Annotated in this window: 11 protein-coding genes and 1 tRNA gene; 6 read left to right on the top strand and 6 right to left on the bottom strand. The window is 63.6% G+C overall.

What is annotated here, in order from left to right; genetic code table 11:
- The first annotated feature begins 262 nt into the window (after positions 1–262).
- Together FJ423_RS17140 and mgtE are read left to right on the top strand one after the other, a co-directional pair.
- Complete coding sequence (locus FJ423_RS17140) at positions 263–2,152, top strand: ABC transporter ATP-binding protein/permease (RefSeq protein ID WP_176476918.1); 1,890 nt, start codon at positions 263–265, stop codon at positions 2,150–2,152.
- A 259-nt stretch (positions 2,153–2,411) separates the two neighbouring features.
- Positions 2,412–3,776 carry a magnesium transporter gene (gene mgtE, locus FJ423_RS17135; RefSeq protein WP_140843325.1) on the top strand — a complete coding sequence of 455 codons (1,365 nt, stop codon included), beginning with the start codon at positions 2,412–2,414 and terminating at the stop codon, positions 3,774–3,776.
- Between the two features lie 54 nt (positions 3,777–3,830).
- On the opposite strand, the gene gor is transcribed toward mgtE, so the two are convergent.
- From gor to rpiA, 3 genes are all read right to left on the bottom strand, one after another.
- On the bottom strand, positions 3,831–5,219 hold the full coding sequence (gor, locus tag FJ423_RS17130) for a glutathione-disulfide reductase (protein WP_140843323.1): 1,389 nt from the start codon (positions 5,217–5,219) through the stop codon (positions 3,831–3,833).
- Between the two features lie 119 nt (positions 5,220–5,338).
- On the bottom strand, positions 5,339–5,938 hold the full coding sequence (locus FJ423_RS17125) for a DUF2059 domain-containing protein (protein WP_095765420.1): 600 nt from the start codon (positions 5,936–5,938) through the stop codon (positions 5,339–5,341).
- Positions 5,939–5,959: 21 nt separating this feature from the next.
- A complete protein-coding gene (gene rpiA / locus FJ423_RS17120) occupies positions 5,960–6,655 on the bottom strand; it encodes a ribose-5-phosphate isomerase RpiA (RefSeq protein WP_140843321.1) in 696 nt (231 codons plus the stop codon).
- A gap of 160 nt (positions 6,656–6,815) precedes the next feature.
- Here rpiA and FJ423_RS17115 point away from each other — a divergent pair, with 160 nt between their 5' ends.
- The 3 genes from FJ423_RS17115 to FJ423_RS17105 all read left to right on the top strand — a co-directional run bounded on the left by FJ423_RS17115 (position 6,816) and on the right by FJ423_RS17105 (position 9,003).
- Positions 6,816–7,496, top strand: a complete 681-nt coding sequence (locus FJ423_RS17115) for a phosphoglycolate phosphatase (protein WP_095765418.1) — start codon at positions 6,816–6,818, stop codon at positions 7,494–7,496.
- Positions 7,497–7,622: 126 nt separating this feature from the next.
- A tRNA-Val gene (locus tag FJ423_RS17110) sits at positions 7,623–7,697 on the top strand.
- Between the two features lie 64 nt (positions 7,698–7,761).
- Positions 7,762–9,003: an acyltransferase gene (locus tag FJ423_RS17105; protein ID WP_181174815.1), complete on the top strand. Its 1,242-nt coding sequence runs from the start codon at positions 7,762–7,764 to the stop codon at positions 9,001–9,003.
- 70 nt (positions 9,004–9,073) lie between these two features.
- Here the strand turns inward: FJ423_RS17105 and FJ423_RS33585 are convergent, their stop codons facing one another.
- The 3 genes from FJ423_RS33585 to FJ423_RS17095 form a co-directional block, all read right to left on the bottom strand.
- Positions 9,074–9,244: a hypothetical protein gene (locus tag FJ423_RS33585; RefSeq protein ID WP_181174814.1), complete on the bottom strand. Its 171-nt coding sequence runs from the start codon at positions 9,242–9,244 to the stop codon at positions 9,074–9,076.
- 135 nt (positions 9,245–9,379) lie between these two features.
- Positions 9,380–10,903 carry an MBL fold metallo-hydrolase gene (locus FJ423_RS17100; RefSeq protein ID WP_181174813.1) on the bottom strand — a complete coding sequence of 508 codons (1,524 nt, stop codon included), beginning with the start codon at positions 10,901–10,903 and terminating at the stop codon, positions 9,380–9,382.
- Entirely contained in the window at positions 10,896–14,570 is a 3,675-nt protein-coding gene (locus tag FJ423_RS17095) for a S8 family serine peptidase (RefSeq protein ID WP_140843315.1), read from the bottom strand. The genes FJ423_RS17100 and FJ423_RS17095 overlap by 8 nt, the downstream gene beginning before the upstream one ends.
- 577 nt (positions 14,571–15,147) lie before the next feature.
- On the opposite strand from FJ423_RS17095, the gene FJ423_RS17090 reads away from it, so the two are divergent.
- Positions 15,148–15,831 carry a Crp/Fnr family transcriptional regulator gene (locus FJ423_RS17090; RefSeq protein ID WP_140843458.1) on the top strand — a complete coding sequence of 228 codons (684 nt, stop codon included), beginning with the start codon at positions 15,148–15,150 and terminating at the stop codon, positions 15,829–15,831.
- Positions 15,832–15,860: the final 29 nt, after the last annotated feature.

Genomic DNA, 15,860 nt, shown 5'->3' with positions numbered 1-15,860 from the left:
GCAAACTGAAATACAAGATGAAATCGCCGCGAGTAGCGATCGCCCGGCGCAGCCTTTCTGTTGCCCTGATGCCACGGCGAGTAACCGTGTTCACATTCGTTGGCAGAAAATTAATGGAAAATGATCAATTGGTGTTACCCTGTGTAACAAAACTAAGAAAGGTTTGGGCGGGATCGTGACTGGGGTCGGTAGACCGCAACGAACAGTACCGGAGCAAACATCCAACGAGGCGAAGACCTCGTCGCTGACGCCGGTATCGTCGATGCGCACATTCTGGGGGCTGATGCGAGCCTACTGGTTCTCCGACCGGTGGAAGGAAGCCTGGACCCTCACATTCGTCATCGCGCTGCTGACGGCGTTGTCCAGCAAGGCTGGCGTCTGGTTCGCCTTGGCACTGGGCGAGTTGGGCAATTCGATCGCCTTCCTCCACGACGCGGCCAACACCCACCCGTTGCAGACCATTCTGACCAATGCCGGCATATTGGTGCTGCTGGTCGTGCTGAAGGATGCCGGCTTCACCGGCGTGCGCAATCTCGTTTCAACGACCTTGCACCGCAAATGGCGGGGCTGGCTGAACAGCCAGTTCAACCAGGCGCTGCTCGACGGCAACCATACCCATTTTCATGCGCAGCACGGCTCGGCGGCCGGCGGCATCGTCGCTCCGGACAACATCGACCAGCGCATCCAGGAATCCATCAAGGACATGACCGGCGGCGCCATCGGGCTTGCCATGGGCGTGCTGGGTGTCGCGACTTCGCTCTATTTCATCGGCGAAAACCTGATCGGGTCCTCGGTCGAGGTCAAGGGCCTGGAATTCCTCGGCGGCTACGGCACCGCGGTGCTGGCTTTCCTCGCCGTCGCCATCTACGTGCCGCTGAACACCTGGATCGCCGTCAAGCTCGGGCGGCTGCTCGAGCGGCTCAACGTGCGCATGCAGCAGGCCGAGGGCAGCTACCGCAGCGAACTGACGACATTCCTGCGCCGCAGCTTCCACGTCGCCGCCTCGCATGGCGAGGGCGTGCAAAAGTCGATGCATGACAGGCTTTATGTCGACATCGACAAAACGTGGGGGCGACTCAATATCGTCAACACCAGCTACACGTCGTTCGAGCTGATCTACAATTTCGTCGGCGCCCGTATCGTTGCCTACGCCCCGGGCCTCGTGTCGTTCATCCACAACCGTCTCGACTACAAAGGCTACATCACCGGCTCCGAAATGGTCGCCCAGTTGATCAGCCAGTGCTCGTGGTTCATCCATGTGATGCCGGCGATCGCGACGCTCAGGGCCAACAGCCAGCGCGTCACCGAGCTCGCCGACGCCATCGAGAACGTTCAGCACCCGCGCGAATTCTATCAGCAGACCGGCCGCTCCGACTTCGGCTACGCCACCCAGAACCCGGTGTTCGGCCTGACCATCCAGAAGCTCGAGCTGGCGCATCAGGGCGAGGACGCGACGCCTTTCCTCAGCGCCGCCAATCTGCGCTTCCGCCGCGGCGAATGGACCTTCCTCAAGGGCGAATCCGGCTGCGGCAAGACTTCGCTGATCAAGGCGATCAACGGCCTGTGGCCATATGGCCGCGGCACCATCGTCTTCCCGGAGGGCGTGACGAGCTTCTACGCCGCTCAGGAGGTCAAGCTGCAGCAGGTCTCGCTGAAGCAGCTCGTCTGCCTGCCGGGTTCAGAGAGCGATCACAGCGACACGCAGGTTGCCGCGGCCCTGCACAAGGCCGGCCTCGGCGACTTCATCGGGCAGCTGGCCGACGAGAGCCGCGAGGGCAAGATCTGGGACCAGGTGCTTTCGGGCGGCCAGAAGCAGAAGCTGGTGGTCGCGCGCATCATCCTGCAGCAGCCGGGACTTCTGTTCCTCGACGAAGCGACCGGCGCGCTCGATCCCGAAGGTAAGATCGCCTTCCACCAGGCGATCAAGGACAATTGCCCGAACGTCACAGTGATCAGCGTCATGCACGAGGCGGTGGCGCCGCGCTCGCTGTCCGGTGAGGAGTTCTACCACAGCGTGGTTTCGATTGCCGACGGCGTGGCCACCAAGAAGCCGCTTGCGCCCAGCCTGCCGCGCGAGCTCACCACCATTCTCGCCCAGCCTCGGCCGGTCGAGGAAAAGTGGCTGCGCTTCCGCCGGCTGAAGCAGAAATAGCAGTCCTACCAAGCCCTTGACCGGCGTCTTCGATCACAGTCTCGCGATCCGGCCTGCCCGCGTCCCTTTTCGGCGCCCTTCGCGATTGACTCGGCAAAAACCGCTCCTATGTTGCGCCCGCTCGCCAAATTCAAACTCGACCCCCGCGAGCAGAAAGGTCAACCCGCCATGCCTGGCGACAGTCACAGTCGAACGCAACCGCCGTCCGCCCTGACGTGACCTGACGGCTCACGTCCTGCCGGACGGCAAGGAGTGAGCCATGAACGAATTCGCCCCCGTATTGGACGACGAAGCAATCGCTGTCGCCCGTGTTCTTGCCAACGATCACGTCGCCGACGTCGTTGAAGCCCTCAACCATGAATCCCGCGAGACGGCGATCGAGCTGCTCTGCGCCGTGCCGTTCGAGCGGCTGGTTGAGATTTTCGACCAGCCTGAGCTCGAAGCAGCACCCGAGCTTGCCGAGGCCCTGCCGCGCCTGAAGGCGGGCAAGCTCCTGACTGCCATGTCGGTCGACCGCGCCGCCGACATCCTGCGCGAGCTGGACGAGCCGGCCCGCTCGGAGTTGCTCGGCGCCTTGGCGCCGCCGCTGCGCGCGATGCTGCTGTCCATTCTGGGATATCCGGAAGGCAGCGCCGCCTCGATCATGACGACGGAATTCGTCAGCGTGCCTTCCGACTGGACCGTTGGGCGCACGCTCGACTACATCCGCAAGGTCGAGCGCAGCCGCGAAACCATCTACGCCATCTACATCGTCGACCCGGAGACGCATCTTTTACTGCGGGCGACCGGATTGCGCCGGCTGATCACCGGCAATCCGGAGGATTCGATCCTGTCGGTGGCGCCCGATCGCATGCCGGTGACGGTGACGCCGCTCACCGATCGCGAGACCCTGGCGCAGACAATCTCCAAATACGACCTGCTCGCCTTGCCGGTCGTCGACCACGGCAAGCTCCTCGGCATCGTCACCATCGACGACATCATCGACACGATGATCGAGGAGACGACCGAGGACGTGCACCGCTTCGGCGGCATGGAGGCGCTGGACGAGCCCTATATGAAGATGAGCTTCCTCGCCATGATCCAGAAGCGGGCCGGCTGGCTTTGCGCGCTGTTCCTCAGCGAGATGCTGACGGCCAACGCCATGCAGAGCTACGAAGGCGAGCTGGAGAAGGCGATCGTGCTGACGCTGTTCATCCCGCTGATCATGAGCTCCGGCGGCAACTCCGGCTCACAGGCGACCTCGCTCGTCATCCGCGCGCTGGCGCTGCGCGAGATCGGGCTGTGCGACTGGTGGCGGGTGGCCTTGCGCGAGCTGCCGACCGGCCTTGTGCTCGGCTCGATCCTCGGCATCGTCGGCATCTGCCGCATCGCGCTCTGGCAGTATTTCGGCTTCTACGACTACGGCCCGCACTGGATGCTGATCGCGGCGACGGTAGGAGCGGCGCTCGTCGGCATCGTCACCTTCGGCTCGCTGTCGGGATCGATGCTGCCCTTCGCGCTGAAGCGCATCGGCTTCGACCCGGCAAGCGCTTCGGCGCCGTTCGTCGCCACGCTGGTCGATGTCACCGGGCTGGTCATCTACTTCTCGGTGGCGCTGATGATCCTGCGCGGCACGCTTCTGTAGAAGCATCTTGACGGCCACCGGCATCGCCGGCGGCCGTCGCATCCCACGATCCGGTCAGACCCGTTCGCCGTTCTTCACGCGATAGGTCGGCTTGTACATCGTCACCAGCTCCTCGGCCGCGGTCGGATGCACGGCCATGGTGCGGTCGAAGTCCTCCTTGGTCAGGCCAGCCTTCAGCGGAATGCCGAGAAGCTGCGCCATCTCGCCGGCATCGGGGCCCAGAATATGGGCGCCGATCACCTTCCTGGATGCGCCGTCGACCACCAGCTTGATCAGCATCTTCTCGTCGCGGCCGGACAGCGTGTGGCGCATCGGACGGAAGGATGCGCGGTAGATCTCGACATCCGCATAGCGCTCGATTGCGTCGTCTTCCGACAGGCCGACGGTGCCGATCTCCGGCTGCGAGAATACAGCCGTCGGAATGGTGTCATGGTCCGGCGCTGTCGGGTTGTCCTTGAAGGCCGTCTCGACGAAGCACATCGCCTCGTGGATCGCCACTGGCGTGAGTTGCACGCGATGCGTGACATCGCCGATCGCCCAGATGTTATCGACATTGGTGCGCGAATATTTGTCCACGACGATCGCGCCCGTCTTGCCGAGTTCGACGCCGACGCCTTCCAGGCCCATATTCTCGGTATTGGGGAGACGTCCGATCGCCAGCATCACCTGGTCGACCGTCAGCGTTTGGCCGGAAGACAGCAGCACGTCCAGCTTGCCCTCCGGTGTCTTGCGCACCGATTCCGAAACCGCGTGGCAAAGAATCCTGATGCCTTTCTTCTCCATTGTCTCGTGCAGCGAGCGGCGCAGATCCATGTCGAAGCGGCTCAGAATCTCCTGGCCGCGATAGACCAGCGTGGTGTCGACGCCCAGGCCGTGGAAGATGTTGGCGAATTCGACGGCGATGTAGCCGCCGCCCTCGATCATGATCGCCTTCGGCAGTTCCTTGAGATCGAAGGCCTCGTTGGAGAAGATGCAATATTCATGGCCTGGCAGCGCCGGATGCGGCGCCGGACGCCCGCCTGTGGCGATCAGGATCTGGTCGGCGCTGACCGTGCGGTCCTCGGCAACCAGATAGATGCTGTGCGCGTCGACGAGCACTGCGCGTGAATGAAAGGTCTCGCCGCCGGAGCCTTCGACATTCTTCTTGTAGATCGCTTCGAGCCGCGCGATCTCCTTGTCCTTGTTGGCGACCAGCGTCGGCCAGTCGAAGCTCGCCTCGGGCACCGTCCAGCCATAGCCGGCGGCGTCGGCGAAATGCTCGGGAAATTGCGAAGCATAGACATAGAGCTTCTTCGGCACGCAGCCGCGAATGACGCAGGTGCCGCCGAAGCGGTATTCCTCGGCGATGGCCACGCGCTTGCCGAGAGCCGCCGCCACCCGGGCCGCCCTTACCCCGCCGGAGCCGCCGCCGATGACGAACAGATCATAGTCATAAGCGGCCATCGCTTGGGCTCCTGCGAATGAGAAAGACGGGGCTCAGAGGTAGGCTGCCGAGCGGCAAAAGAAAAGCCCGGGCAAACCCGGGCTTTGTGGTCCAGCCGCTGTCGGCGGATTGACAGCGATCAGTTCTGCGAATCGTCAGCCGGAGCCGAATTGTCCGCCGGAGCGGAACCATCGGCGGGCGCGGTGGCGGCCGGAGCCGGCGCTGCCGGCGCCTTGGCCTTGGCGGCGGCCGCAAGCGTCTCGCCGACCTGCTGGGCGAGATCGCGGGCAACGCCATTTTGCCAGATGTCGGCAGCCTTGACGAGGTCGCGCGTCACCGCAGGGCCGCTATCCAGCAGCTTCTTGCCGGCCTCGGAGCTGTAGAAGGCGGCGATATCGTTGAGGTCCTTCTCGGAGAACACCTTGGCATAGGCCATGGCCGCCTCCTTTTCCAGGTCGGCGCGCCGCGAGGCCATGCCAAGCGCCTTCTCGGTCACGGTCTTGCCGATCAGTTCCTGCATGTCGGGGTTTTTCTGGATGAGCTGCGATTCCAGCGCGCCGGCCGCCTGCGGCAGGATGTTGTCGAACGAGTCCGTGGCATGGATCGCCGCGACAGCCGCGCGCGCGGCCTTCAGATGCGATTCGCTGATGTCCTGAGCAAACACCGGCGACGACAGCGCAAGGACGGCCGAGGCCGCCAGAAGCGTCGAAAAGCGGCGAACTCGTTTAGGCAAAATCATAGTCGGTAGAACTCCCTGGTTTCAGGCTGCATGGACGGTTTCGATACCGTCGCCGCCGGCGATGATGGCCGTTGACGCCAGCCCGATAAATAGACCGTGCTCGACAACGCCTGGAATGGCGAAGAGAGCGTTCGACAGCGCTCTTGTATCCGGAATGCGGCCAAAAGATGCATCGAGGATAAAGTGGCCGCCGTCTGTAACAAATGGCTGGCTTCCCGTCATCCTCAATGTAACCGGGCCGGAAAGGCCTAGCCCTGCCGCGGCGGCGCGTACCGCGATCTCGGTGGCGCGCAGGCCGAATTTGTTGACCTCGATCGGCAGCGGAAACCGGCCGAGGGTTTCGACCATCTTGGACTTGTCGGCAATCACGATCATGCGCCCAGACGCCGCCGCGACGATCTTCTCGCGCAGCAGCGCGCCGCCGCCGCCCTTGATCAGGGTCAGCTCCGGGTCGACCTCGTCGGCGCCGTCGACGGTGAGGTCGAGCTCGGGCGTTTCTTCAAGTGTAGACAGCGGCACGCTGAGCTCGCGGCAGAGCGCCGCTGTGCGCTCGGAGGTCGGCACGCCGATGACCTTGAGGCCGGTCGCAACCTTCTCGGCCAGCAGCCGCACGAATTCTTCAGCCGTGGTGCCGGTGCCGATGCCGAGCCGCATGCCGCTGCCGACATGGGCGAGCGCTGCCCGCGCGGCCTCGACCTTCAACTGCCTTGCATCCATGGGAAGCCCCGATTTCGCCGGTTTCGCGCGCCTCCTAGCATTTTTGCCTGTCCCGTCAAAGGCTCGCCCTCAAAGGCTCTGTGGACCGATCGAGACTTCTTGCTTGAACTTGGGCCAGCCTGTATCGGCTGCGGCAACGCAATTGCCACAGGATCCACCCATGACCCGCCCGATCATCGTCTTCGACCTGGATGGAACGCTGATCGACACCGCGCCCGACCTGCTCGACAGCCTCAACCACAGCCTGGCGGCGAGCGACCTCGCCGCTGTCGACGAAGCCGGCTTCAGACGCTTCGTCGGCCATGGCGGCCGCGTCATGATCGAACGCGCGCATGCCGCGCAGAACAAGGCGCTGATGGCGGAGGAGCACGACCGGCTGCTGAAGCTGTTCCTCGACCATTACACGTTGAACATTCCCGGCAAGTCGCGCCCCTATCCCGGCGTCGTCGCCGCGCTCGACCGTTTCCAGGCCGCCGGCTATCTGATGGCGGTCTGCACCAATAAATACGAAGCGAATTCCGCGACGCTGATCGGCGCGCTTGGTATGTCAAACTATTTTGCCGCGATCTGCGGCCAGGACACGTTCGCCTTCCGCAAACCCGATCCGCGCCATCTCACCGAGACAATCAGGCTGGCCGGCGGCGATGCGGAGAACGCCTTGATGATCGGCGATTCGCAGACCGACATCGACACCGCTAAGGCAGCTGGCATTCCGGTGGTCGCGGTCGATTTTGGCTACACCGACCGCCATGTGCGCGAATTCGAGCCAACTCTGGTGATCTCGCATTTCGACACGCTGACGCCGCAACTGGCCGAGCGGTTGATCGCGGCGGCACGCTGAGCGGGACTCGGATCGGACCGTTGACAAACCGGAAACTGGTCCGAGCGAGAAGCTTGGCACATCGCCTTGACTTCGCGCACCCGCCTCCCTTATATCGCGGCTCGCTTCGGTCTTCGGGCCTAAGGCGGGCGATTAGCTCAGCGGGAGAGCACACCCTTCACACGGGTGGGGTCGCAGGTTCAATCCCTGCATCGCCCACCATTTCCCTTGGTTTTCCACAGTTCTTATACGACCTCCGCGCAAATGCGCGTAGGGAATGGAGCTTATGCGGCTCGAATTGGGCACAGTCGGTTTCGGGGGATGCCGCCCGGTGCCGTCCGAGCGCATCAAGAGGAGATTGCGGGGGAAACGTCAGCGACATGGGGATATCGCTATCTCGCGCCGTGAATTCGTACCTGGCCTCGAAGCAGCTCGCGGCGTCGCCGCGCTGATGGTCGCGCTCTTTCATTGCGGTCAGGCGACATATTATGATGCGACGCGGCAAGCGGTCTCTTTGGTGCAGGGCTCGTATCGAAGCCAAAGCTACCTTGATGCGGCTTTCCGCATCGCCGGGAACGGCCACGGCGCCGTCGTATTTTTCTTTGTCCTGAGCGGCTTCGTTCTCATGATGATGCTCAGTCGGCAGACGGATGACCTCAAGGCCAGCGCCGGCCCATTTTTCATAGGACGCGTTCTGCGCATCTACCCTGCCATCTTTTCAACCATCGCGATCTTCGTCGGACTGTTTCTGCTGACCGGCATGTCGCTTGGGCCGGCTGAGGTCTACACGACCAGGAATGTGATGGCCAATGCGCTGTTGCTGCGTACCGACATCAACGGCGTGATGTGGTCGCTCCAAACCGAAATGATCGCGGCCCCACTGATTTTTTTGCTCTATTGGTCCTGGCGGCGATGGGGCGCTGTCGCTCTGGTTCTGCCCGCCCTCATCTTGCTCGGCCTGTCATTCAGCGGGCAGTGGTCTGGAACGCCCGGAAAGGGCGTTTCGTTAGGGAACCTCTACTCCTTCGTGTCCGGAATGATCGCTTGTGCCTATGGAAGGAAGATAGTCGCTCGCCTTCCTCGTCCGGCCCTGTCGCTCGCCCTCGCGGTCGCCGGGTTCGCACTCTCGCGCCCCTTGCTTGGATGGTGGTCCAACTGGTCCGTGATTTTCGAGACGGCTTTCGCGGATTTTATCTCGGCGTTGATCGCCTATGGCGTTCCGTTGCGGAAAGGTCGTCTGATGGCTGTGGCCAGGTATTTCGGCCGCATCTCTTTCAGCTTCTACTTGTTGCACCCATTGGTGCTGATCGCTCTTTGGAACATGCCTGAGCTACTCGCAAAGGCCGTCAATGCAGGAGTTTCTCCTATCACACTGGCACTCGCCTCGTTTGCCTTTTCGGTCCTCGTCATCACTCCGCTGGCTCACATGCAGCATACGGCAGTCGAACGTCCAGGCGTTCGATTGGGCCACGCAATGGCATGGCGCCTCCGCTCGAAGCTTCAGCCCGCCGCCGTCCAGCGTGGGTGAACACAGAAGGTCTCAGATTCAATCCACGCACCGTCTATTCGACCTGCTTGGATGGCCCGACAACCGGATTCTAGATCAGCCCTCTGCGCACATTCATATGCGTCACCGCTGTCACCAATACGGCGCCGGTCATGAAATAGAGCGTGGCGATGATGTGTCCTTGATGGAAATGCAGCCCGGCAAACAGCAGGGCCGTGACCACGGCAAGGAAGGCGATGACGCGGGAGAATGCATCGAGCATGGGGCGACCTTGTGCAATGTGTTGAGTGGCCGCCCTCATTCAGCCGCTCGCTCCATAAATCGGTTTTCGATTTTTCGCAATCGGCTTTGAGGCCGGACTGATCGGCGCCTGCCGCGCGGCGGCGTTCCGGTGGTCCTAAACCAGATCCACTTCCACCCACAGTCCGCCCGGCCCGCGTGCCGCATCGCGGGGGGCGCTGCGCACCGCCTGGATCGAACCGGACGGCGCGGCAAAGGCCGGCTTGCCGTTCTTGTCCGCCAGCCACTGATCATCGGCGCGGATGACGCGGCCCTTGGCCTTCGTCTCGAGCGCGGTCAGGATGCCGTCATAGGGCATCTCGCCCCAGTGCACTTTCAGCGCATCGACCTTGTTGGTCGGGATGAAGGCCGACAGGTCCGAGCTCGTCAGCAGATCGAAACCCTGTTTCTGCGGCGTGGCGTTCTGGCTGCCGTGATGCGCGACCTTGAGATAGACGGTGCGCGCCAGAAGATCGGCCGATGTGACGGTGCCCTGCCCCACCGGCCATTTCAGGTCCTTCCAGCTTAGCCAGTTGCCGATCTGGGCGTCGCCGGGGAACAGCAACACCCGGCCGCTATCGATGAACTCGAAGGCAAGCACCAGGCTGGTGTTGTTGACGCCGCGGTCGAGCTGCAAGGCCAGATCGGCGGCGATCCCCATCCAGTCGGCGTCGATGCGCCGCCAGGACTGGTCGCGGTCTTCCATGGATGCCGCGGCCGAAACCGGCCGGGAATAATGCTTGCGCACATAGGCGGCGATATCGATGGCCGGGTCGCTCCCCTTGTCGCCGGCGAGCGCCGCGGAGAGCGGCGTGCCGACATTGCGCTCGAACGGACTGAGCTCGTCGACGTAACCGGCATCGGCCGCCTCGTTGATCTTGAGGCCGCTCGCCAGCGCCCGCGCGTACGGACCGCCGCTGGCCAGCGGAAACATCTCGCTCGCCTTTTCCTCGAGGCGAAGCGCCGCCTTGTCGCGCGGCGGACCGAGCACATAGACGCGCAGGTTGGGCAATGCGTCGATCGTCACTGGCGGCCCGCCAGGCTCGAAATAGGCCGGCGACGGTTTTTGCGACAGCTTTGCCGCTGAGTCGCGGGCCGAGCGCACCCGCTCGCCGGCGGCACCGAACTGGAAGCCGAGCACTGACTGCAGGCCATCGCGCACCCCGGCCATGTAAGAACTGAGCCCCTGCATCCCGTCGAGCTTCTGGCCCACGCCCTGCAAGGCCGCCAGCGCCTGGCCCTTGAACTTGTCGATCTCCACCGCCTCGGCGTCGGCGGGATTTTCGGTCCACGCCATCCAGACATCGCCGACGATGAAATCCTTGAAGAGGTCCTTCGCGGTCAGGAAGCCGGAGACATGATCCCAGTGTTCGTGGGTGACGACGAGGATGTCGATCTTGCCGCCGGTCTCCTTCTTGAGGTCGGCGACGATGTCGGAGACCAGCGCCGAGCCACTCTTGATCGAGACATGAATGCCGCAATCGATGAGAATGCGGAACGGCTTGCCGTCCGGCTTCTTGAACGTCAGCAAGTGGCAGTCGCCGATGCCTTGGCAGTAGTGCCTGACAGTAATGCCCGATGCCGGCGTCGCCGCGGGAGCCGATTTTGCCGGCCTTGTTCTTGCCGCCGGTTTTCTAGACATGGTCGTCGTCTCCGTCGCTGGCATGCAACAACGCAAAAGGCTCCGATACTTCGCCGCCGAAATAGAGCGCTCGCAGCGGCGAGAGATAGTTGGCCGCCATCGTCCCGGCCTGACGCTTCTGCCGGTCCGTGCTGCCGGTGTTCTTGATGATCGAGTAGCGGATTTCCTCGAAGCCATCGCGCGGATCAATGATGATCGTGGCGCCGCCGCGGAACCAGAAGAAGCTGTCGCCCTTGGCCATGCCTTGCGGCATCGCCGTGCCGTCCAGCGCGACCGGAATGCGCTGCTGGATGACCGCCACGACTTCCACGCGGAACGAGCCGTCCGGCTCGACGCGGCGCGTCGGGCGCACGCTGTAGATGTCGAAGGTCGTCTCGCCTTTCTTGGGCGCATGCTTGACCGTGCCGTCCTCATTGTAGCGCGGCAGGTCGGGCAGCAGGCCGAACTGCTTGTAGAGGTCCGGATCGGAGGCGAAGGCCTTGTGCATCGCCTTCCACAGCGCATAGCGGTTCTTGTCGTTGAGCGCGAAGATCTCGGCCCGCTTCAATTTCTGGTTCCAGCCGAGGTCGATCTTGCCGAGCAGGCCTTTCAGCCAGACCGGCGACGGATCCTCCGGCGCGCTCCAGGCCAGCGTCTCCTCCGAGATGGTGCGAACGTCGCGCGGCAACAGCTTCCATTTGCGGAAGGATTCCAGGAAGGCGAGGCGATAGTGGAGCGGATCGTCGGGATAGGCGTCGCGGTCGGCAGTGATAAGGGCGCGCAGATATTCGCCGAAGGTGATGTCGACGGAAGGGCAATAGTCGAGCGCGCGGATGCACATGGTCAGCATCTGCGTGGCGGTCTTGGCGACCTCGTCGGTGAGGCGCTCGATCAGGCTCGGATGCAAGGTGCCCGCCGGCAGGATGCCGGAGCCGCCGGTGGCAAGCTGGATCAGGTCGTCGGTCCGTTGGTCGGCGATGGCAAGAAAGGCCTGGTAGACAGCGAAAACCAGGATCGAGCCACGATCATGCGCCTCGAAGGTCTTGTCGTAGTCGAGGTCGGCCATGCCGGCGCCGCCATATTCACGCAATGGCCCGGCCCTGCCGCTGCCTTCGCCGAACTGCTTGGCGATGCCCGAGAGCAGCGAAGCGGCCGACAATTCGCCCCTCGCCTTGCCGATCTCGAAGCCGACGAGCTCCTTCAACGTAAAATGCTGGAACAGCGCGACGATGTCTGCGAAGGCCTCGTGGAAGGCCGGCACATCCGGGTTGGACGCTTCCTGGAAGCGACGATGCAGCCCGTCGAGCAGCGCATGCGACATCTCATGCGCGACGATGTCGCTGGACAAGCACGAGAACACCGTCGTTCCGGGCGTGGTGACATCGCCCTGATTGCTGGTCGCCGGGAAATAGCCGAACAGCAGCGCCTTCTTTTCCGGGCTGTAATAGGCATTCTCGGCGCGCAACGCATGCGGATAAATGCGCAGGCGCGGCACGTAATGCGCCTTCACCGTCATATCGCCGGTGCGGCCGGGAGCCGCTGCGTAATGCGGCGCCCACAACGCCCGACGGCCGAGAGCGCGCTCGAAATGGCCGATCGTGGTCATGGCCACCGCGTAGACCATCTGCTGGTGGAATTTCGGATTGCCCTCCGAAGGCGGCAGGCCGTCCTGCGCCAGCAGCACCTTGTCGTTGAGGTCGACCGGATCGTAGACGCGGTCGGACGCGGGGTCGACATCGACCACCTCGAGATATTCGCCGATCGGACCGGGCAGCAACGGCCTGTCGGTCGCAGGCTCGTCGTCCCACGGCACCGAAAGCGTCGCCTGGTAGACCGAAACCGAATCCAGCCGTTTCGCCACCGACGGATCGAGCGCGTAGATGCGCAGGCGCCGTTGCGGCGGCGGCAGCGGCCGCGGCTTGCGCCTGATGGCCGGTGCCGGGCCCATGACTGGCGCCGGAACCGCGACGCTGGCGCCTGGCCGGCCCAGCCATCCTTCCAGAAAGGCCTTCAACGGCTTCGACGGATTGCCCTGGTCGAGCGCCGCCTCCAGGTAGCGGTTGCGCGCCGCGGCCGAAACCTTGTCCGGATCGCCATCCGGGTCGGCGATCGCCTGGTCGACTGCCGCCGTGGTTTGCGCCATCTGCATCAGTTCCAGCGCGAACATCGTTCGCTGCCGAAGCGTCGCCGGTGGTGGCGCCGCCAACGAATTCCCTCCGGTCAAAAGGTCCAGCCAGCTCCACGTATAGGTGGCTCGAGCGAGCTTGGTCAGGCTGTTTGCCGCCGGCGGAGGGAAGCCCAGCGCATCGAAGGCCCGCAAGACGCCCTGCCCGATCTTCTCCTTCGTCTCCGCCGCATTCATCTTGGCCGTCGACTTCAAGGCTTTCGCGAACAAGGCCTTGCGTACGGCTTCGACACGCATCCAGGGCTGAGGATATTTCTTCACCACGTCCCAGTGCTCGGCGAGCCAGAGAGCGGCCGCGGCCGCGACCTGCGGTGTCGCGGCGGAGGTGCCGCTGCCGTCCATATCGACCACCTTGCGACAATCGATCTCGGCCCAGGGCACGTTCGGCGTGTAGGCGCCAAGCGCCGTATCCATCTTCGAAGGCGGCCCGTAATTGCCCTGCATGGTGCCGAAGGAGAGTCCGGCATAGGCGCGCCCGTCGCCCATCACGCCGCAGGCCGCAAGCACCCGATTGTAGCGCGCGGGATAGACGATGCTGCGCGGCGTGATGGTGAAATTGTTGCCGGCCGCCGTGACCATGACCACACCGTGGTCGTAGGCAAGGTTGACGGCGTCGACCAGCGCCTGCGAGGCGAGGCCGCCCATGCTCATCGACAACACCTGCGCTCCCTGCTTGCGCGCATAGTCGATGCCTTGCACCATGGTGCCGGTGGTCAGCCGCACCACCCAGTCGGCGATGCGCACCGGCAGGATTTTCGCCAGTGGCGCACCGCCGACGAAATCGTTGAAGCCCGGCCAGTGCGGCGAGGAGCCGTCGAGCTTGTTGCCGGCAAGCAGGCTGAGCGTGCCGGTTCCATGGCCGCGATTGCTGGTCAGCGTGCCGGCCGGAGCGTGGTCGGTCGCGTTGTTCGGACCCGTCCCGTCGTCGACGAAATTGCGCTGCTGCGCTGTAAGAAGCGCGGCGGGAATGGTCTGATGGCCCGGATCGAAACCGGTATCGAGATGGGCGATGGTGATGTTGGCCTGCTTGGCGCCTACCTTCTCGCGCGCCGCCGCGAACTGGCTGAAGTCCGGCGCGGCATTCCAGGCGATGCGCCCCGCGACCACCGCCTGTCCGCCCTGCGGGTCCTGATCGTCGAATGCACAGACCGGAGCTGCGCTTGCCGCCATGCCGCGATCGCCGCCGCTGTCCTTATAATCCCACTGCTGCACGATATCGGGCTCGATTGCGAGCACCTCGGTGCCCGCGGCCGCCAGCGCCGGGTTCCGGGCGACAAGATCGTGGGCATGGTCCCAGGGGTTGTCCGTATCGGCGGCGTCCGTGGCCAACCGCAACCAGGTGGCGCCGCGATCCCCGGCCGCGGCCGTGCCGGCACTTGCGTCGGCAGGCAGAGAGAGGATCGGCTCGGCTTCGATGCCGCCAGTCCGGGGCGGTCCGCCTCGGACCGAGAGCCCCGCGCCGTCGCCGCGAACCTTTACAAGGAGTCCCTTCGCGGCTGCCATGGCCTGCCCCTCCCCAAAATGAACCATGAGGCCGACCGTCACCTGTAGTCAAGACAAGGTTCCAGCCATACTTCGGTTGATCTATTTTGCCGACTAGGCAATCATGCCGGTTGCAAAGCAAAGACCATACACTTCTAAAATAACCATCGGTCCGCCAGATGCGTATATCTGTGAGCGCCTTCACATACGCTGAACAGGGCTTGCGCTCAGATGTTGTAACGGCGGCATCGACGGCCCGAGCTGACTACGGCGTCCGAAGCTGCTGCCGGACTGCGATATGGATGCGGTTCTCGAGGAGAAATTTCGATCACCTAGCCATTTTCAGGTTTGCTGTCTGCGCGCATGGGCACCTCCCACCCAAGCGCGCGGATGGCGTTTCCAAGATCGGCCCGCAACCGCCAGTGCGCCCGGTCTCCTTACAGTTTGCCGGCTTATCCAATTTCGGCGTGTGACGCGTGACACGGAACGTCTGTCCGCCACCTGCCGATTTCGGTCAGCCACCACAGAAGGAGACGACGCTTTGATCGAGCACGCATTTATCCTACAATTTCCGTCTAACGAGAGGCGGAATCGTATCATGGCTACAAATGGCGCGGACGACAGGAACCTGCCGCGCCTGGCGCGCATCGACCCGCGCCACTTCGATCTGTTGTTCGGCGGCTGCAAGCTTGAGCGCTATGCCGCCGGCCAGCATTTATTCGTCCAGGAGGACGCTTCCGACCGCATCTACGGCGTGATGAGCGGCACCGTCGAGATTTCGATCTATTCGCCCGGTGGGCAAAAGCTGGTTGCCAATATCGAGCTGTCGCGCAGCCTCGTAGGCGAGATCGGAGCCCTGGATGGGCGCCCGCGCACGGCGACCGCCATCTGCCTTACCGCATGCGAGCTGGTTTCTCTAAGCCGGACGCAACTCTTCGACCGCATTGAGAAAAACCCGTCTCTGGCCCGCGCGATGATCGAATTGCTGTGCACGCGGCTGCGCTGGGTCAGCGGCGAGCTGGGCGACCAGGCCTTTTTCGGTATCGAGGCCAGGCTGGCAAAGCGGCTGGTGTTCCTGAGCGGCGTGATGGCAGACGCTGCCGGCTGGATTCCGATTTCGCAGTCGGAGCTCGGCGAATTCCTCGGCGCGACGCGCGAATCCGTCAACAAGACGCTGAACGACTGGCGCAGCCGGCACATGATCGCCATCAAGCGCGGCGGCCTGCGCATCACCAACGCCGCCGCGCTGAACCAGATCGCCGAATCGCAGGACGACGACTGAGCGAGCTCGACGCCTTCGCCGTAGTCCGC

Source organism: Mesorhizobium sp. B2-8-9, from assembly GCF_006439475.1.
Taxonomy (GTDB): domain Bacteria; phylum Pseudomonadota; class Alphaproteobacteria; order Rhizobiales; family Rhizobiaceae; genus Mesorhizobium.
Note: the sequence above shows the minus strand (reverse complement) of the source record. Positions and strands in the feature narration are given on the sequence as shown.